This is a genomic window from Duganella sp. CF517, assembly GCF_900110275.1.
Lineage (GTDB): Bacteria > Pseudomonadota > Gammaproteobacteria > Burkholderiales > Burkholderiaceae_D > Rugamonas.
Genome location: NZ_FODC01000004.1, coordinates 157,891 through 176,868, shown reverse-complemented (window position 1 = coordinate 176,868; position 18,978 = coordinate 157,891). Strand labels below are relative to the sequence as shown.

Annotated in this window: 15 protein-coding genes and 2 tRNA genes; 5 read left to right on the top strand and 12 right to left on the bottom strand. The window is 63.8% G+C overall.

Annotated features, from left to right (window positions below):
• Positions 1-13: 13 nt before the first annotated feature.
• The 7 genes from BMX85_RS16875 to BMX85_RS16845 form a co-directional block, all read right to left on the bottom strand.
• Positions 14-1,102 (bottom strand): AI-2E family transporter, encoded by a 1,089-nt coding sequence (locus tag BMX85_RS16875; protein WP_090320593.1) that lies wholly within the window; start codon positions 1,100-1,102, stop codon positions 14-16.
• A 161-nt stretch (positions 1,103-1,263) separates the two neighbouring features.
• Positions 1,264-2,886, bottom strand: a complete 1,623-nt coding sequence (gene treA / locus BMX85_RS16870; RefSeq protein ID WP_255372389.1) for an alpha,alpha-trehalase TreA — start codon at positions 2,884-2,886, stop codon at positions 1,264-1,266.
• A gap of 129 nt (positions 2,887-3,015) precedes the next feature.
• Positions 3,016-3,105 (bottom strand) — tRNA-Ser (locus BMX85_RS16865).
• 288 nt (positions 3,106-3,393) lie between these two features.
• Positions 3,394-3,483 (bottom strand) — tRNA-Ser (locus BMX85_RS16860).
• A gap of 69 nt (positions 3,484-3,552) precedes the next feature.
• The gene (gene serS, locus BMX85_RS16855; protein WP_090320591.1) at positions 3,553-4,842 is read right to left on the bottom strand and encodes a serine--tRNA ligase; all 1,290 of its coding nucleotides are present in this window, start codon (positions 4,840-4,842) and stop codon (positions 3,553-3,555) included.
• Positions 4,843-4,945: 103 nt separating this feature from the next.
• Entirely contained in the window at positions 4,946-5,152 is a 207-nt protein-coding gene (locus BMX85_RS16850; RefSeq protein WP_090320588.1) for a hypothetical protein, read from the bottom strand.
• 175 nt (positions 5,153-5,327) lie between these two features.
• Complete coding sequence (locus BMX85_RS16845; RefSeq protein ID WP_090320585.1) at positions 5,328-6,773, bottom strand: aminotransferase-like domain-containing protein; 1,446 nt, start codon at positions 6,771-6,773, stop codon at positions 5,328-5,330.
• Positions 6,774-6,947: 174 nt separating this feature from the next.
• Here BMX85_RS16845 and BMX85_RS16840 point away from each other — a divergent pair, with 174 nt between their 5' ends.
• Together BMX85_RS16840 and BMX85_RS16835 are read left to right on the top strand one after the other, a co-directional pair.
• A complete protein-coding gene (locus BMX85_RS16840; RefSeq protein WP_090320582.1) occupies positions 6,948-7,271 on the top strand; it encodes a DUF2917 domain-containing protein in 324 nt (107 codons plus the stop codon).
• An 85-nt stretch (positions 7,272-7,356) separates the two neighbouring features.
• The gene (locus BMX85_RS16835; protein WP_090322081.1) at positions 7,357-7,773 is read left to right on the top strand and encodes a hypothetical protein; all 417 of its coding nucleotides are present in this window, start codon (positions 7,357-7,359) and stop codon (positions 7,771-7,773) included.
• A 41-nt stretch (positions 7,774-7,814) separates the two neighbouring features.
• On the opposite strand, the gene BMX85_RS16830 is transcribed toward BMX85_RS16835, so the two are convergent.
• From BMX85_RS16830 to BMX85_RS16815, 4 genes are all read right to left on the bottom strand, one after another.
• On the bottom strand, positions 7,815-8,654 hold the full coding sequence (locus BMX85_RS16830) for an alpha/beta fold hydrolase (RefSeq protein WP_090320579.1): 840 nt from the start codon (positions 8,652-8,654) through the stop codon (positions 7,815-7,817).
• A gap of 9 nt (positions 8,655-8,663) precedes the next feature.
• Complete coding sequence (locus tag BMX85_RS16825; RefSeq protein ID WP_090320576.1) at positions 8,664-9,968, bottom strand: replication-associated recombination protein A; 1,305 nt, start codon at positions 9,966-9,968, stop codon at positions 8,664-8,666.
• A 66-nt stretch (positions 9,969-10,034) separates the two neighbouring features.
• The gene (lolA, locus tag BMX85_RS16820; RefSeq protein WP_090320573.1) at positions 10,035-10,667 is read right to left on the bottom strand and encodes an outer membrane lipoprotein chaperone LolA; all 633 of its coding nucleotides are present in this window, start codon (positions 10,665-10,667) and stop codon (positions 10,035-10,037) included.
• Between the two features lie 18 nt (positions 10,668-10,685).
• The gene (locus tag BMX85_RS16815) at positions 10,686-13,067 is read right to left on the bottom strand and encodes a DNA translocase FtsK (RefSeq protein ID WP_090320570.1); all 2,382 of its coding nucleotides are present in this window, start codon (positions 13,065-13,067) and stop codon (positions 10,686-10,688) included.
• Between the two features lie 233 nt (positions 13,068-13,300).
• Between BMX85_RS16815 and trxB the strand changes: the two genes are divergently transcribed.
• From trxB to BMX85_RS16800, 3 genes are all read left to right on the top strand, one after another.
• Entirely contained in the window at positions 13,301-14,254 is a 954-nt protein-coding gene (gene trxB / locus BMX85_RS16810) for a thioredoxin-disulfide reductase (RefSeq protein WP_090320567.1), read from the top strand.
• A 2-nt stretch (positions 14,255-14,256) separates the two neighbouring features.
• On the top strand, positions 14,257-14,928 hold the full coding sequence (locus BMX85_RS16805; RefSeq protein WP_090320564.1) for a Smr/MutS family protein: 672 nt from the start codon (positions 14,257-14,259) through the stop codon (positions 14,926-14,928).
• 84 nt (positions 14,929-15,012) lie between these two features.
• Positions 15,013-15,642 (top strand): trimeric intracellular cation channel family protein, encoded by a 630-nt coding sequence (locus BMX85_RS16800; RefSeq protein ID WP_090320561.1) that lies wholly within the window; start codon positions 15,013-15,015, stop codon positions 15,640-15,642.
• A 175-nt stretch (positions 15,643-15,817) separates the two neighbouring features.
• Here the strand turns inward: BMX85_RS16800 and BMX85_RS16795 are convergent, their stop codons facing one another.
• Complete coding sequence (locus tag BMX85_RS16795; RefSeq protein WP_090320558.1) at positions 15,818-18,877, bottom strand: TonB-dependent receptor; 3,060 nt, start codon at positions 18,875-18,877, stop codon at positions 15,818-15,820.
• Positions 18,878-18,978 lie beyond the last annotated feature (101 nt).

Sequence of the window (18,978 nt, the reverse complement as noted above, 5' to 3'; positions counted from 1 at the left end):
ACGACGCATTGCCTTATCCGACGCCTTCGCCAACATTGCGCACCGGCGCGGGAACGGGCACAGCCTCGGCGGCGCGCACCTCGCGCAACCGCAGGAACACCAACCTGGCCGCCGCCATCACCGGCACCGACAGGAAGATGCCGGCCACGCCGCCCAGCTGTTCACCGGCCAGCAGCCCGATGATCACCATCAGCGGGCTGACTTCGACGCCCTCGCTCATCAGATAAGGATTGATCACGTAATCCTGCACCAGCCGGTAGGCGGCGATGAACATCAGCAGCCACAGCATGTGGTCGTAGCCGGTGAAGCCGGCCACCAGCAGGGCCAGCGCGGCGGCGGCCAGCGGCCCGGCGAACGGAATGAATTCCAGCACCGCCGCGACACCGGCCAGCAACAGCGAATATTCGACGCCGAGCAGCGAGAAGGCGATGCTATAGGCGATGAAGGTCGCGATCGACAAAATCAGCACCGCGCGCACGTAGCGCGACAACAGCAAATCGAGGTCGGCGATGATACCCGACCACAGGCCGCGCTGGCCCGGCTTGAGCATGGCCAGCAGGCCGACCCGCATGGCGGGCGCCTCCTTGATCAGCAGGAAGCTCAGCACCGGCACCAGCACCAGATAAATCAGATTGCCGGCGGCGTGCAACACGCCGGCGCCGAACTGCTTGGCGAAAGGCATGGCCTGGTCGGTGCCGGCGGCCATCTGGCCTTGCAGGAAGGCCAGGATGCGGGCGCGCAGCGGCTCCATGAAGTCGGGCAAGGGAATGCGGTCGATCAGCGAGCCGGATTTGAGCAAGGCCGGCAACTGCTGGCTCAGGCTGCTCGCCTGTTGTTCGATGCGGGTGCCGAACAAGGTGCCGGCCACCACGACCAGCGCGATCACCAGCAGGAACACCGCCCCGATCGACAAGGTGCGCGAAACGCGCCGCGGCCGGAAGCGGTCGGCCAGCTCGACCAGCGGGTACAGCAGATAACTGAAAAACACCGCGAACACCACCACCAGCAGCGTCGACGAAACAAGATAGGCCACGAACAGCAGTAGCGCCACCAGAAAAACCGTCCAAGTCACCTTGGCCGCGCGCACATCGAAACCGAACATGAATATCCCCTTGAAAGCGAGATTCTCGCACGCGCGCGGCGCCCGCGCTGTGTCTTGGCCCACGTTGCGCCAACATCGAGCAAATCTTGTGTCTGCCGGGATTGCGGGCAGGCGCCCCCGCCATGCCACGTTTGCAGCACCCTTTCCGGAAGAAGTCGTTATTAATTCAAGTCCGGGTAGCGCTCCAGCAGCGCGCTGGTGACGCCATTGGTCCAGCCGAAACCGTCCTGGGTGGGATATTCGCCACCGCCGCCGCTCTTGCGTTCCTCCACATCGTATTTCTCCAGCAGCTTGCCGGTCTCGCCCCAGGTGCGGGCGACAGTGCCGACCCAGCGCCGCGCGATCTCATGGGCGAGCTCCTTGTGGCCGTAGCGGGCTAGGCCGTCGACCGCGACCCATTGCAGCGGCGCCCAGCCATTGGGCGAGTCCCATTGCTGGCCGTTGCGGACCAGGGTGGTGCGCAAGCCGCCTTCGGCGAGCAGTTCGGCCTTGGTGGCGGCGGCGACCGCGTCGGCTTGGGATTGCGCCGCCATGCCCACCCACAGCGGGTACAGCGTGGCGGCGCTGCGCACCGTTGTCGGCGCGTTTTTGACGAGGTCGAAGTCGGCATAGCGCCGTTCGGCGGCGACCCACAGATGTTTCCGCACCGCCGTGGCCCGCACCTCCTTCGCGCGTCGGAATTGCGCGGTGCAGGCGCTGTCGCCGGCCGCCTCGCAGCGCCGTTCGATCTCGCCCTCCAGCTGGTACATCAGGCTGTTGAGATCGACCGGCGCGATGGTCGTGGTGCGGATCGTGGCCAGCCGCGCGGGATCGTCCAGCCAGCGCGACGAGAAGTCCCAGCCGCTTTCGGCCGCCGCGCGCAGGTCGCGGTAGACCTCGGACGCGGGACGCTGGGCTTCGCGCGCGGTGGCGACATCCTCGCCCAACGCCTCGTCGCGCGGCGAGTCCTTGGCGTCCCAGTAACGGTTCAGGACGGTGCCGTCGGCCAGGCGGGCCACGCGCTCGCAGGCGCCGGCGCCGGCCTTCGGCAAGCACCCGCTTCCGCGCATCCAGAACGCGTGTTCGGTCTTTAGCGCCGCCAGCACCTTGGCGTCGTCGGCGCGGTCGCCGAGCGGCTTGAGCTGGGTCATCGCGGCGAAGAACGGCGGCTGGGAGCGGCTCAGGTAATAGCTGCGGGTGCCGTTCGGGATAAAGCCGTAGCGTTCGATCAGGCTTTTAAAATCGACGATCATCGAATCGACCAGATCGGTGCGGTGGTCGGCCTTCAGGCCCAGCATCGTGAAGTACGAATCCCAGTAGTAGATTTCGCGGAAGCGGCCGCCGGGAACGACGTAATTCGCCGGCAGCGCCAGGGCCGACGACCCTTTGGGCGGATCGAGCGGCGGGCGGGTCAGCACCGGCCACAGCGAGGCGATGTGCTGGCGCAGCGTGACCGGGGTGGGCGCCGGCAGCGAAAAATAGCGTTCGACGAAGGCCTTCAGCGCGGCGCCGTCCTTCGGCTGTTCGCGCTGGTACTGCGCGAGGATGGTTTGCGGATCTTCGTTGGCGACGGCGTCGGCAAAAGTTTTGGCGTCGGGATAGATGCGCGCCGCCTGCACCGCCTCGAACAAGGGGCCGAACAACTCGTGGGGCGTGGCGACGCCGGCGTTTGGCTTGGTTGCTGGCGATGGTGCTTGCCCAAGCGCGCGCTGCGCCATCGCGGGCAATGCGGCCCCCATCAGCAAGGCACACGCAAAAATTCTTGAGTTTTTCAAAGTCCACGACGGGATAGTTGCACGTTCCATGTTTCCTCCATTTCTCCGCGCTCATGCTACGCGATCCTGGAAAAACCATGTTTTTGCGCAAGCCAACAGTGCCGCATAAGAACGGCAGCAGAAATGAAAAAACCCGCCGAAGCGGGTTTTTAGTATTACTGGCGGAGAGGGTGGGATTCGAACCCACGGTACGATTTAACGTACGCTTGATTTCGAGTCAAGTACATTCGACCACTCTGCCACCTCTCCTAATGGTCCTGCACCGCCTGTTCGGCGAAGGCAAGATTATAACAGGCGACAATAAAAGACGGAAGTGCCAAAACACATTTGTGTAGACGATCGCGCTCGCTGCTCTCCGCAAAACAAAAAACCCGCCGAAGCGGGTTTTTCTAAATACTGGCGGAGAGGGTGGGATTCGCCTACATCCCGCAGGCCGCCCTCGCGCGAGTACGCGCGAGTCTTCGAATCCCGCGCGCGAGCTGCGCTCGCTCCTCTCCGCAAAACAAAAAACCCGCCGAAGCGGGTTTTTCTAAATACTGGCGGAGAGGGTGGGATTCGAACCCACGGTACGATTTAACGTACGCTTGATTTCGAGTCAAGTACATTCGACCACTCTGCCACCTCTCCTTTTCCCACGTCACTGCTGCGAGAAGGCAAGATTATAGCAGCCCGCAGAAAAAATGGAAGGACTATTTTTTACGCCTTCAGATGCGTCAGGCCGCCCATGTACGGACGCAGCACTTCCGGGATCTCGACGCTGCCGTCGGCCTGCTGGTAGTTCTCCAGCACGGCGACCAGCGTGCGCCCCACCGCCAGGCCAGAACCGTTGAGCGTATGCAGCAGCTCCGGCTTGCCCTGGGCGTTGCGGAAGCGCGCCTGCATGCGGCGCGCCTGGAACGCTTCGCAGTTCGACAGCGACGAAATCTCGCGGTAGGTGTTCTGCGCCGGCAGCCACACTTCCAGATCGAAGGTCTTGGTGGCGCCGAAGCCCATGTCGCCGGTGCACAGCGACATCACGCGATACGGCAGCCCCAGGCGCTGCAAGATCGTTTCCGCATGGCCGACCATCTCGTCCAGCACGGCGTACGAGGTGTCCGGATGCACCACCTGCACCATTTCGACCTTGTCGAACTGGTGCTGGCGGATCATGCCGCGCGTGTCGCGGCCGTAGCTGCCCGCTTCCGAGCGGAAGCATGGCGTGTGCGCGGTCATCTTCAGCGGCAGGCTGTCGGCGGCGACGATCTCGTCGCGCACGATGTTGGTCAGCGATACTTCCGACGTCGGGATCAGGTAGAAGGTTTCGCCCTCGCCTTCCACGCCGCCTTTTTTGACCGAGAACAGGTCGGCCTCGAACTTCGGCAACTGGCCGGTGCCGCGCAGCGAGTCGGCGTTGACCATGTAGGGCGTATAGCATTCGGTGTAGCCGTGCTCGTCGGTGTGGGTGTTGAGCATGAACTGCGCCAGCGCGCGGTGCAGACGGGCGATGCCGCCCTTCATGACCGAGAAGCGCGTGCCGGTCAACTTGGTCGCGACCTCGAAGTCCAGGCCCAGCGGGGCGCCGACGTCGACGTGGTCTTTCACGTCGAAATCGAAGCTGCGCGGCGTGCCGACCTTGCGCACTTCCACGTTGCCCGATTCATCCGTGCCTTGCGGGGTCGATTCGTGCGGCAGGTTGGGAATCGCCTGCATGAAATCGGCCAGCTTCACCTGTACCGCCGACAGCGCGGTTTCGTTGGCCTTGAGCTCGTCGCCCAGGCCGGCCACTTCGGCCATGATCGCCGTCGTGTCTTCGCCCTTGCCCTTCATCATGCCGATCAGCTTGGACTGCGAGTTGCGCTTGCCCTGCAGCTCTTCGGTGCGCGTCTGGATCGCTTTCCGTTCAGCTTCGAGGGCGTTGAACGCGTCCACATCGAGCTGGTACTTGCGGGTCGCCAGGCGCGCGGCGACGTTGGCTATATCTTTGCGGAGAAGTTGGATATCAATCATGGGGACAAGTGCCGTTTGTATCGAAAACGTCAATTGTACCAAGAGGATGCCACTTCCTTGCGAGTTTTGAGCAGCCCGCCGGCTGGTGCAACCGCCCGCCGGATTAGAGGGCGGCTTTTTCGGCGGCGGTCAGGCGCTTGGCGGTCACGGTGACGACCGGCATGTCGGCGTTGACGGTGGCGACGCGGGCGACGGCGGAGTCGGCGCGGACCATGATCGCCGGTGCGTCGGCGGCGGTGGCGAACGAGGTGGCGCCGGCGATGACGGCGACGGTGACGAAGATGATTTCCATGTTTTTAGCGATGTTCATGATAGCTCCCTGGGGTGGTGGTTTCGACCGACTTATGTCTGCCGCTTTGGTATGGTTGTACTGTACCTAAAGGGCGTATGCGAAACCACCGGGATGCGACGAAGCGCCGAAAACGGCGGCTGAAATGCACTATGGCGGAAGGAGCGGGCGCCGGGGAGCGCGCCGATGGCGCGTGTCAGGCGGCGCTGCGCAGCGGCGCGCCCTCGTCGGCGAGCCTGTGCACCAGCGCGCCCAGCGTGGACACGGCCGCCTGCACCCGCGGACTCCACGCGTTGCCGCAATTGAGCCGGACAAAGTTGCCGTATTTGCCAGAGGCGGAGAACAACTGCCCCGGCATGCAAGCCACTCCGGCCTCGTGCGCGCGCTGGTGCAGCAGCAGCGCGTCGACCTGCTCCGGCATGCCGACCCACACCACGAAGCCGCCCTGCGGCTCGGACACCGTGCACTGCTGCGGGAACGAGGCGCAAATCGCGTCCGACATGCGGGCGATGCGCTGCGACAGCGCCCTGCGCATCTTGCGCAGCTGGTTCTCATAGGCGCTGCCGGTCAGGAACTCGGCCAGCACCGCCTGGAAAAAGTGGCTGGTGGCACCGCTCGACACCATCTTGAGCACCGCCACATCCTGCGCGTAGCGCCCGGCCAGCACGTAGCCGACGCGCGCGCCGGGGCTGACCGCCTTCGAAAACGACGAGCACAGCATGACGTGGCCGGTGGTGTCGTAGGCCTTGACCGGCCACGGCCGCTCGGGCGTGAAGCACAAGTCGCCATAGACATCGTCCTCGATCAACGGCACGTTGTGCCGCGACAGCAGACCGGCCAGGCGCTGCTTGTTCGCCTCCGGCATGATGCAGCCGAGCGGATTGTTGGCGTTCGGGACCAACAGCACGGCCTGCACCAGGCCGGCGTTCATCGCCAGCTCCAGCGCGTCGATCGACGGCCCGGTTTTCGGATGGACGGGAATCTCGAGCGCCTTCATGCCCAGCGATTCGATCAGCTGCAGCAGCACGAAATAGCTGGCCGACTCGATCGCCACGGTGTCGCCCGGCTTGGCGACGGCGCGCAGGCACAGGCTGATCGCTTCGGTGCACGAGGTGGTGACGACGATCTCGGCCGGGTCGAGCCGGCCCCAGTCGAGCGCGCGCCGCAGGATCTGGCGGGCGAATTCCGGATGATTGGTTTCGTAGCAGCTGACCGAGCTGAGCATGGCGGCATCGCGCCGCGCCACCGCCGCCACGATCTTTTGCATGCGCTTCATGGGCAGCAGCTCGTCGAGCGGCCAAGCCGAGCCCAGCTGCACAATGTCCGGCTCCTCGTTGGCCTTCAGCACCCGCATCAGCAGGTTGTTGATGCCGACATAGGCCGGCTCCTGCAGCTGCACGGCGTCGCTCATCACCGCCATCGTACGGCTGCGGTGGCGCACGTAGTAGCCCGCCTGCGGCCGGGCTTCGATCAGGCCGCGATCCTCCATCAGCCGCAGCGCCTGCATCACGGTGCTGACCGACAGGCGCTTTTGCTGCGCCAGGTGGCGGATCGACGGCAACCGGTCGCCGGGCGCGAAGACGCGGCTGGCGATCAAACCGCCCAGATCGTTGGCTAGCTGCTCGTACAAATTGATATGCATTGCGCTATTGTGGCCCAGCCCCACCCTTCGCCGACAGGTACAGCGGGCAATCATTTTGACCATAACAGTTTAACGAAACCGCCACTGTGATGGTAACAATTTCGATTCGCTGCATCTGTTATGGCCACCCTCCGCTGCGTATTCTGGTTGCATCATTCACCCGCAGGAGCCACCATGAAACCGCAACTGGTCACCGTCCAGCAAGGCCTGGCCGAATACCGTCTGACCCAGGACTACCCGCTGCGCATCGCCCACGCGGCCGGCCGGCGGATCGAATGCCTGGACGGCACGGCCTGGATCACCGCGTATGGCGAGCACACCGATTTCATGCTGCGCCGGGGACTGACGTTCGAGGTGCCGAACGACGGCCTGATCCTGATCGAGGCGGTCGGCACGGGCGTGGTGCGCGTGCGCCTGCCGGCGGACACGGCGGTGCCGGCGGGCTGGCGGGGCTTGCAACACAAGGTTGCCACAGTCCTTTCCGGTCTGCATCTGTAGGATTTCACCTACGCAACTAATCGTGCGCCGTGCGCCCCTCGGAATATGTACAATGCGTCAACAATACAGCCCCGAGGAGAATAATTTGAAAAATCAATATCTGAAGATGGGCGCGATGAGCGCATTGATCGTTCTGGCCGCAGGTTGTTCGACGCTGGGCGGCGGTCCGCCGGCCGATGAAGCGCCGCCACCGGCCAACCCGAACTTCGCCACCGAAATGGACAAGTTCAACAAGCAGTTCCCCAACGACAAGGCGACCAAGTATGAAGAGGTGTCGCTGAACTTCAACAACGCCAAGAAGCTGGACGAGAAAGGCAATTGCCATGACCTGTCCAAGTATCCGGTCGTGATCGTGCTGACCCTGGACGCGTCCGGCAAAGTTACGAAGAGCACCACCGACGTCGAGAACCGCAAAGCCGCATGCTTCCGCGACGCCTATGCCGGCGTGCAGTTGCCAGCGCCACCGTTCGCACCGTACTACAAGCCGATCAAACTGCGTTAATAGTTGATCGCAACGTCATCGCAACGTAATCGCAAGGGAACTTAAGCCGCCGCGTCTTCGCCGGCGGCTTCTTCTTTTGCGGACGGCTTTTCCAGCCATTCCAGCACAACCTGGTTGAATCCATCGGGATCGCGCACCATCGGCCAGTGATCGGTGTTCATCGCCACCACCTTGCAGCCGTCCTTCGCCGCCAGCTTGTCGCGCCACTGCGTCGAATGGAACATGAACGGCTTGCGCATGCCGTAGATGAACAGCATCGGCACCTTGGGGAAGAATGGCACCAGCGAGCGGTACGACCCCGCCGCGCCCGCCGTCAGAATGTAATACGGGAAGTTCATCGCCGAGCTGATGTACTGTTTCGGCGCCGGCACCTTCATCGCGTTGACCATGCCGCGCGTGATCATGTTGCCGATGGGTCCGCCGATGGCCCACGCCAGCGACAGGATGTTCTGATAGCCGCTGACCATCAGCTTTTGCCCGAACGAGCGCGAGCGGTCGGTGGCGTCCGAATTGGCGTCGCCGATATCGACGCCGATGATGGCCGACACCAGCCCCTTGTTACGCATGTAAAACTCGTAACCGAATACACAGCCCCAGTCGTGCAGCATCAACGTCACCTTTTGCTTCTGGTTGACGGCGGCGACGATGTGCAACAGGATGCGCATCGTCGCGTCGAGCGAGTACGCGCGGCGCAGCTTGCCGAGGTCGAAACCGGGCAAGGTGAAGCGCACGCAGCGATAGCGGCTCTTCAGTTCCTCGACCTGCGCGTCCCACAGCCGGTACGTGTCCGGCCAGCCGTGGATCATGACGATCGTCTCGGAACCCTCCACCCCGCCTTCGATATACACATCGATGTCGTCGACCACGATCACTTGCTGCATGCTGTTCCTTTAGTGTTTACCGGCGTCTTCATCGAGCTTGCGCAGGAAGGCCATCTTGTCGGCGATCTTGCTTTCCATGCCGCGCGGCACCGGCTGATACCAGCCCGGCTCGCGCATATCGTCCGGAAAATAGGTTTCCCCGGCCGCGTAGGCGTGCGGTTCGTCATGGGCGTAGCGGTACTCGTGACCGTAGCCCAGTTCCTTCATCAGCTTGGTCGGCGCGTTGCGCAGGTGTACCGGCACTTCGCGTGATTTGTCCTTTTTCACGAACGCCATCGCCTGGTTGAAAGCGTTGTAGCCGGCGTTGCTCTTGGCGGCGATGGCCAGGTAGATCACCGCCTGGCCCAGCGCCAATTCCCCTTCCGGCGAGCCGAGCCGCTCGAAGGTGGCGGCGGCGTCGTTGGCCAGCTGCATGGCGCGCGGATCGGCCAGGCCGATGTCCTCCCAGGCCATGCGCACGATGCGGCGCGACAGGTATTTGGCGTCGGCGCCGCCGTCGAGCATGCGGCACAGCCAGTACAGCGCCGCGTCCGGATTGGAGCCGCGCACCGACTTGTGCAGCGCCGAGATCTGGTCGTAGAAATTGTCGCCGCCCTTGTCGAAGCGGCGCGCGTTCAGGGTCAGCGCGTTCTGGATGAATTCGCTGGTGACCTTGTTGGTCTTGGCCGCGTTGGCGGCCGTGCTGGTCTGCTCCAGCAGATTGAGCAGGCGGCGGCCGTCGCCGTCGGCGTAGCCGATCAAGGTGTCGATGGCGGCGTCGTCGAACTCCAGATGCGCCAGCACCTTGGCGCGCGCCTTGGCGACCAGCTGCTTCAACTCGTCCTCGTTGAACGATTGCAGCACGTACACCTGCGCCCGCGACAGCAGCGCCGAGTTGACCTCGAACGATGGATTTTCCGTCGTCGCGCCGATCAGGGTGACCAGGCCGGACTCCGCGTACGGCAACAGCGCGTCCTGCTGCGACTTGTTGAAACGGTGGATCTCGTCGACGAACAGGATGGTGTGCTTGCCCATCGTCAGGTTCTGCTGCGCCTGCTCCATCGCGGCGCGGATGTCCTTCACGCCCGAGAACACGGCCGACAAGGCGATGAACTCGCACTCGAAGGCGTTGGCGGTCAGCCGCGCCAGGGTGGTCTTGCCGACACCGGGCGGGCCCCACAAAATCATCGAATGCGGCTGGCCGGACTCGAACGCCAGGCGCAGCGGCTTGCCCGGCCCCAGCAGGTGGTGCTGGCCGATCACGTCATCGAGCGTCTTGGGCCGCAGTGCTTCGGCGAGCGGCTGGCGCGGTTCTGTTGCAAATAGGTCAGCCATAGTGTCTCAGAATGGAAAAACGCCGCAGCGTCGCAGCTGCGGCGTTAGCACTGCATACTTTAATCTTTAATTATTGAACACGTCCGCGCCCTTCGGCATGACGAATTTAAAGCTCGTCGCAGTCAGCGCGGGATTTTTCTCGAATTTGCTGAACGTCAGCAGCGAGGTCTGACCGAACGAGTCCTTCAGCTCCATCGCTTGCGGCAAGCCGTCGCGCAGGCCAATGGTGATTTGCTCGAAGCTGGTGTCCTTGGCTTTCGGCACGGCCTTGAGCCACTCCATGCCATCCTTGGTGCCCGCCTCCGACAGCGTGAAGTTCTTTTCCAGGTCGTTGCTGCCGAACAGGATCGCCGCCGGCGACGAGCCCAGCGCGTTGCCCAGCTGCTTGACGGTGACCTGGTTCAAGTCCTTGTCGAAGATGTAGAGCTTTTCGCCGTCGGCCTGCAGCACCTGGTCGTAGGGCTTCACGTAGGTCCAGATGAACTTGCCGGGACGGGCGAACAGGAAGGTGCCGCTCGACGGCGGCGTCGGCTTGGCGGCCTCGCCGCTGGTGTTCTTGACCTGGCGCTGCGTGAATTCGCCCTTGGCCGCCTTGGTCGAGGCGACAAAGGTCTTGAACTGGTCCAGCGCCGTGGCGCTTGCCGCGCCGGCCAGCAGCAAACCCGCCGCCAGCGCCACTATGTTTTTCAAATACTTCATACGTTATCTATTCCTTGGTTATTCAGCACTGGCGGCGGGCGCCAGGATTTCGCGGTTGCCGTTCGATTGCATCGGCGACACGACACCGCTATTTTCCATCTGTTCCAGCAAACGCGCCGCGCGGTTATAACCGATGCGCAAATGGCGTTGCACCAGCGAAATCGAGGCGCGGCGGTTTTTCAACACCACCTGCACCGCCTGGTCGTACATCGGATCGGCTTCGCCGCCGCCCTCGCCGGCCGCCGCGCCGTCGGCGCCGCCCTCGCCTTCCAGGGTGCCGCCTTCGAGGATGCCGTCGATATAGTTCGGTTCGCCCGTGGTCTTGAGGTGCTTGACCACGCGGTGCACCTCGTCATCGGAAACAAAGGCGCCGTGGACACGCACCGGCAAACCGGTCCCCGGCGGCATGTACAGCATGTCGCCCATGCCCAGCAGCGCCTCGGCGCCCATCTGGTCCAGAATCGTGCGCGAGTCGATCTTCGACGACACCTGGAACGCGATGCGGGTCGGGATGTTGGCCTTGATCAGGCCGGTAATCACGTCCACAGATGGACGCTGCGTCGCCAGAATCAAGTGCAAACCGGCGGCACGGGCTTTTTGCGCGATACGCGCGATCAATTCCTCGACCTTTTTGCCGACGACCATCATCAGGTCGGCCAGTTCGTCGATGATGATGACGATGGTCGGCAGTTTTTCCAGCGGCTCCGGCGAATCGGGCGTGATGCTGAACGGATTCGGGATCAGTTCCTCGCGCTTCTTGGCTTCGGCGATCTTGGCGTTGTAGCCGGCCAGGTTACGCACGCCCAGCTTGGACATCAGCTTGTAGCGGCGTTCCATCTCGTTGACCGCCCAGTTCAGCGCGTGGCCGGCCTGGCGCATGTCGGTCACCACCGGCGCCAGCAGGTGCGGAATGCCTTCGTACACCGACATCTCCAGCATCTTCGGATCGATCAGGATCATGCGCACGTCGGCCGGATCGGACTTGTACAGCAGCGACAGGATGGTGGCGTTGATACCCACCGACTTACCGGAACCGGTGGTACCGGCCACCAGCAAGTGCGGCATCTTGGCCAGGTCGGCCACCACCGGCTTGCCGGCGATGTCCTTGCCCAGCGCCACCGTCAGCGGCGACGGATTGTCGTTGTAGACCTTGGAGCCGACGATCTCGGACAGGCGCACGATCTGGCGCTTGGCGTTCGGCAGCTCGAGCGCCATGTAGTTCTTGCCGGGGATGGTTTCGACCACGCGGATCGACGTCAGCGACAGCGAACGCGCCAGGTCGCGCGCCAGGCCGACGATCTGGCTGCCCTTGACGCCGGTGGCAGGTTCGATCTCGTAACGGGTGACCACCGGTCCCGGATAGGCCGCCACGACCTTGGCTTCGACGCCGAAGTCCGACAGCTTTTTCTCGATCAGGCGGCTGGTGAATTCCAGCGTCTCGATCGGCACGGTTTCCAGCACCTCCGCGGCCTCGTCCAGCAACGACAAGGCCGGCAGCTGGCTGTCGCCGCTCAAATCCTGGAACAGCACCGCCTGGCGTTCCTTCTCGACGCGCTCGGACTTGACCACGGCGACGACTTGCGGCTCGATCTTGACCGGCGCCGACACCACGTGTTTTTCCACATGTTTGGCGCGCTCGATGACGACCACTTCCTCGCGCTTGACGGCCGCCACTTCGCCCTGGCGGCGGTCTTCGCGGTACTGGTAGCGCTGGATGAACCAGTCGATGCCGGTCTCGATCGTATAACCGATGCGCTCGGCCACGGCCAGCCACGACACGTGGAAGAACAGGCTGAAGCCCAGGCCGAACAACAGCAGCAGCAGCAAGGTCGCGCCGGTGAAGCCGAACGCCACATGGGCAGAATGGCCGATCAACTCGCCCAAGACGCCGCCCGGCGCGCGCGGCAATTCCGCGTGCAGCGAGTACATGCGCAGATATTCGAGCCCGACGCTGCCGGCGAACAGCAGCAGGAAGCCGATAGCGCGTATCAGCCCCTCCTGCGCGTGCTCGGGGTCGGCTTCCTTCGACATCACGTATTTTTGCGTCAGCTGGCGGTAGCCGTTCCACACCAGGCGCAGCAGGCAAAACGCCCACCACCAGGCGGACATGCCGAAGATATACAGCAACAGGTCCGACAGCCAGGCGCCGGCGCGTCCGCCGAGGTTGGTCACTTTGGGAACCAGCGTCTCGTGGGACCAGCCCGGGTCCATTTTGTTGTAGCTGGCCAGTATCAACACGAAATACAGGCCCAGCACGGCCAACGCGAGCCAGCGCGCCTCCGACAGCAGCCGCACTAGCCGGTTCGGCAGCGGTTGGCGCATGGTCGGGGTGCGGGTGTAGCCCGGCGAGGAGGAAGTTCCAGCTTTTGGCGCTCGCTCCTGAACTTTTTTACTGCTCATAGGTATTAAGGTGTTGCAACGTTAGCGAGGAGGAAATATTCATATAGGCGTATTTTACGTCATCAGGCTTGCAAGCGGCCCGACGATTCATCCTCTTCGCCTGCTTGCACTATAATCTTGTATTGCCTGCGTGAATGCAATGGTTGCCGCGTGTGCCAAGCCGCCCGGCCGCCCTTGCCTCCACTCTAAACGCCCCCAAATTCGGATTAATCCAACATATTAAGAAGCCCTCCATGACCACTGCTAAACATGCCCGCGTACTGATCCTCGGCTCCGGCCCCGCCGGCTACAGCGCCGCCGTCTACGCCGCCCGCGCCAACCTGAACCCGATGCTGGTCACCGGCATGGAGCAAGGCGGCCAGTTGATGACCACCACGGACGTGGAAAACTGGCCCGGCGACCCGATGGGCGTGCAAGGCCCGGACCTGATGCAGCGGCTGCTGCAACACGCGGAAAAGTTCAACACCGAGATCGTGTTCGACCACATCCACACCGTCGACCTGGCCGCGCGTCCGATCCGCCTCAAGGGCGACAGCAACGAATTCACCTGCGACACGCTGATCATCGCCACCGGCGCCTCGGCCCAGTATCTGGGCCTGCCGTCGGAACAGGCTTTCATGGGTAAAGGCGTGTCCGCCTGCGCCACCTGCGACGGTTTCTTCTACCGCAACCAGGAAGTGGCCGTCATCGGCGGCGGCAACACCGCCGTCGAGGAAGCGCTGTACCTGTCGAACATCGCCACCAAGGTCACCTTGATCCATCGCCGCAACAAGTTCCGCGCCGAGCCGATCCTGATCGACCGCCTGAACGCCAAGGTCGCCGAAGGCAAGATCGAGATCAAGTACAACCACACCTTGCAGGAAGTGGTCGGCAACGACAGCGGCGTGACCGGCTTGAAGATCCAGTCGACCGACACCGGCGCCGTCACCGACGTCACCGTGCACGGCCTGTTCGTGGCGATCGGCCACAAGCCGAACACCGGCATCTTCGAAGGCCAGCTCGAGATGCACAACGGCTACATCAAGACCAAGGCCGGCACCGAGGGCATGTTCACCGCCACCAGCGCGCCGGGCGTGTTCGCCGCCGGCGACGTCCAGGACCACATCTACCGCCAGGCGATCACCAGCGCCGGCACCGGTTGCATGGCCGCCCTGGACGCCCAGCGCTACCTGGAAGCGCAGGAGTAACTGTGGGCCTGAAAGACTTCGCCGACCTGAAATCCCTGGCCAGGCAGCTCAAGGAACAGGCGGACCAGCGCGCGGCCGCCGAGGCCGAGCGCGTCAAGCGGGAAAAAACGCAGGCGGTGGAAGCGAATATCTTCCAGTCCAGCGTGGGCGGCGTCAAGCGCATGCCGGTGTCGGACCGCTACGTGCCGGCGCTGCCGAAGTCGGCCGGCGCTGCCGCCGCGCCGGCGCGCAAGCTGACGCAGGCCGAGGACGACGCGGCCGTGCTGCGCGAGTCGCTGTCGGACCTGTTCGAAGTCGATCATTACCTGGAAGAAGACCCGGCGCTCAATTACGCGGCGCCGGGCGTGGGACCGGACATCGTCAAGAAGATGCGCAAGGGCCACTGGCCGGTGCAGGACGAGCTGGACCTGCACGGCCTGCGGCGCGACGCCGCGCGCGACGCCATCGGCGATTTCCTGCGCAAGTCGGCGATGCGCAACCACCGCTGCGTGTGCGTGATCCACGGGCGCGGCTTCGGTTCGAAGAGCCAGGAGCCGGTGCTCAAGTCGATGGTGCACAGCTGGCTGGTGCAGAAGGAGGAAGTGGTCGCCTTCTGCCAGGCGCGTCCTTCCGAGGGCGGCGAAGGCGCGTTGATCGTGCTGTTGCGCGCCGCGTTGCGGCCGGAACGTCTGTAACGAGCTCGCCGGGCGCATCTGGCCCACACCAAATTGTTGCGGCATGTTAACCTACGGACATTCCCACTCCGTCCGCATGCCCACATGAAGCCCGTCCCCGTCCACGATTCCCTGATCATCATCATCGAAATCGTGGCGATCCTGGTCGGCGCCTTCTCCGGCTTCGTCGAGGCGCGCCGCAAGCGCATGGACCTGGTCGGCGTGTTCACCGTCGCCTTCATCACCGCCTTCGGCGGCGGCACCCTGCGCGACATCCTGCTCGACCGCCGGCCGCTGTTCTGGGTCATGCACCAGGAATACGCGATCCTGATCTTCGTGCTGGCGCTGATCGCCGTGCCGCTGATGCGCACCTTGCGCCAAATCCTGTCCGAACGCCTGATCGTCATCGCCGACGCCATCGGCCTGGGCCTGTTCGCCGTGGCCGGCGTGTCGCAGGCGCAGGCGGCCGGCATGCCGCTGTTCATCGCCTCGATGATGGGCGTGATCACCGGCATCTTCGGCGGCGTGCTGCGCGACATCGTCTGCAACGAGGTGCCGATGGTGTTCCGCGACGGCAAACCCTACGCCATCTGCGCCTTCTTCGGCTGCTGGATGTATATCGGCCTGCAGTACACCGGCGTCTCCGACGACTACGCGCTGTGGACCAGCGCCACCTTCATCACCACCTTGCGCCTGGTGACGTGGAAGTTCGACCTGCGGATCGGACGCCACTGACCCGGCCGGCGCGATGAGTACCTATGCAGAGGGGTGGCGGTAGTCCCCCAACCCCGCATGGCGGTGCGGATTGCCCCAGCCAAGACAAAAAAAATCCCGCGCGGGACGGGCCCGGGCGGGAAAAGATCGCCGGCGGGAGAACATCCCCGCCGGCGGATCGAGGATTACGACCCGATCAGAACGCGTAGGTGGCCTGCACCGTGTAGCGCGGGCCGCTCATGAACACCTGGCGGGTGAAGTCGCCCGCGTGCTGCTCCATGATCTGACGCGTGTAGGTGTTGGTCAGGTTGGTGCCCAGGATCCCGACGCGGAACTTGTCCGTGAAGTCGTAGAAGATCGAGGCGTCCACCTGGCCGTAGCCGGCCTGGTACAACGGCAGACCGAAGGCCTGGTCGTTGACGGTCGTCGGGATCAGGTACTTGTCCGCCGGGGCGGCCGGATTCGTGTTCAGGCCGTTGGTGCCGCGGCTGCCCCACTGGGTCACGCCCAGCAGGTAGCGCGAGCGCCAGTTGTAGGCCACCCGCATCGACAGGCCGTGCGCCTCGTACATCAGCGCCAGGTTGACGGTGTGGCGCGACAGGCCCTGCAACGGGGTCTTGCCGAACGCGCGTCCATCGGTATCGCAGCCGTTGATGAACAGGTTGAAGTTGGTCGAGGCGTCGTTGCCCGAGCACCATGCGTTAAACACCGGGTCTTTCAGCTTGCGCTCGCTCGACACGTAGGTCCAGCTCGCCTGACTGCCGATGCCGCGCAGCCAGTCCGGTACGAAGTCGTAGTACTGCTGATGGGCCAGTTCGAAACCGCGGGCGAAGCCGTTGGCGCCGTTGACCGGACCGGTCACCACGAAGGTGCGCGGCGTGCCGTTCACGTCGACCGCGTTGTAGCTGTAGTTCTTGGTGGTGATGATGTCCTTGAGGTCCTTGTTGAAGGCCGAGAACGTCAGCGAACCGGCCTTGGCGAAGTACCACTCGGCGGTCAGGTCGACGTTGGTCGACGTGGTCGGCTTGAGCAGCGGATTGCCGTCGCTGGTGCCGCTCAGGTTGGTGCCGTCGAAGCGGATGGCGGTGGTGTTGCCCGCCGCGTCGCGGGTGACCGTCTGGCTGTGCTGGGCGTTGAGCGTGGTCTGCACCTGCAGCTGGTTGAAGTCCGGACGCGACAGCGACTTGGCCACCGCGAAGCGGAATTGCAGCTGGTCGGTGGCCTTCATGCGCAGGTTCAGGCTAGGCAGCCAGTTGTCGTACGAATTGTTGACCGTCTGCTGCTCCGCGAACGAGGCGATGTCGATCAGGTTGCCCTGGCCGGTCGGGGTGACCCCGCTGCCGCCGGTGGGCAGGCTAGGCCGCGTGAACGAGACGTAACCGCTGCCGGCGCCGGTCGTCTTCACGTAGCGGATGCCGACGTTGCCGTCGATCGGGTACTTCAGGTCATCCCAGCCGAAGCGCAGCTGCGTGTAGGCGGCACGGGTCTTCTCGGTCTGCGTGTTGTTGGCGGCCGGGTCGTTGAAGGTCGCCGCCTTCCACGGATCGCAGGTCGAGCCTTTTTCCGCGCACAGCACGTCGTGATACGAGTGGATCTTGCTCCATTGGTCGGGGAAGCCGCGCACGGTGGCCTCGTCGGCGAACAGCATCGGCGGGATGTTGAATTTGCCGCCGAAGAAGTTGTCCATCGTCTGCAGCGACGAGCCGCCGGCGAAGCGCGGATCGTTCAGGCGGGCGACGCCGTTGATCTGCCAGCCTTCCATCCACGGGAAGGTGATCGCCGACCAGTTGTAGAACTTCTGCGCCTTGTGGTTCTCGCCTTCGCGGTTGGCCAGGCGCACGCCGAAGCGGATGTCGCGCAGCACCGGGTGGTCGAACGAATATTTGACGTCCGATTTCCACGCTTTCTGGGTGGCCGTGGCGCGGTCCAGCGCTTCCTGGGTGTAGGCCCAGTAGTAGTTTTTCGGGTCGGCCATGTAGGCGGCCGAACCGAGGCCGATCTGCGGCACCTTGCCGGTCATGTTCATGGTCTGGTCCGGCAGGATGAAGCCGGTCGACACGTCGGCGTCGAAGCCTTCGGTGGTCGAATGCACATGCTGGAAGTCGTTGGTCCACGACAGGTCCGGCGTGATGCGCCACTGGACGTTGAGCGAGGTGTCGCGGGTGGCCGATTCACGCGTGTTGATGCGCTGCGAGCTGTTGAACGGCGAACCCTTGTAGGTCGGGTTCGAGATCGTGCCGCTCTGGAAGGCGCCGTTTTTGTCGAACACCGAGTCGGCGCTGGCGACCTGCTGGTACCACTTGTCCTCGGACGAGGCCACGACGTGCTCGTCGAGGTCTTCCTTGTAGCGGGTCTTGAAGTAGGTCAGCGCGGCCGTCAAGTCCTTGTTCGGCTTCCACTGCAGGGCCGCGTAGTCGCCGCGGCGGGTGCGTTCGAAGTCCTGCGAGCGATAGCCGACGCCCATCGGTATCCATTGCGTCTTGGAGCGGTCGTACAGGGCCGGATCGGTGGAGTTCACGTGCGGGAAGTATGGGTCGACGCCGACGCCGTCCGAACGGCTCGGACTCTCCGCCTTGGCGAAATTGACCAGCGCGCCGACTTCGCCGAACGGCGTGTTCCAGCGGTTCGACAGCAGGAGGGTGCTGGTCGGCGACGGTTTGCCCTCGCGCAGGGTGGAATACGATTCCGAGAAGCCGGCCGTCCCCTTGAAGCCCTTGTAGTCGAACGGCATGGCGGTGCGCAGATTAACCAGGCCGGCGATGGCGCCTTCGACCTGTTCGGCGGACGGATTCTTGTAGACATCGACGCCGGCCATCAGCTCGGGGGACACGTCGGAGAAGCCGAGCGAGCGGCCGCCACCGGCGGAAAACGCGTCGCGGCCGTTGACTTCCGAACGCACGTAGGTCAGGCCGCGCACGGACACGCCGGAGCCCTCGACCGACTGGCGGTTCGGGTCGCCCGCCATGTTGCGGTCGATGGTGACGCCGGCGATACGCTGCAGCACCTCGGTGACCGAACGGTCCGGCAGCTTGCCGATGTCTTCGGCGACGATCGAGTCGACGACCTCGTCGGCATCCTGCTTGAGTTTTTGCGCCGATTGCAGCGCGGCGCGCTGGCCGCTCACGACAACGACGTTGGGGTTCTTTGCCGGCTCGGCGCTGGTGCTATCGGCCGTTTGCGCCCATGCCGCGCCGCTGTGCAGCAGGACAACCTGCGCGACCGCCGCGGCGATCGCGGTTTTCTTTAATGTACTCACTTCGTCTCCCCTGGGTATAGGTGGTTTTTATAGTTACAAGTCATAACGCTCCAGTGTCGCGTCTTACTGATACAGGTCTCTTGATAAGTGCTATTTGGAAA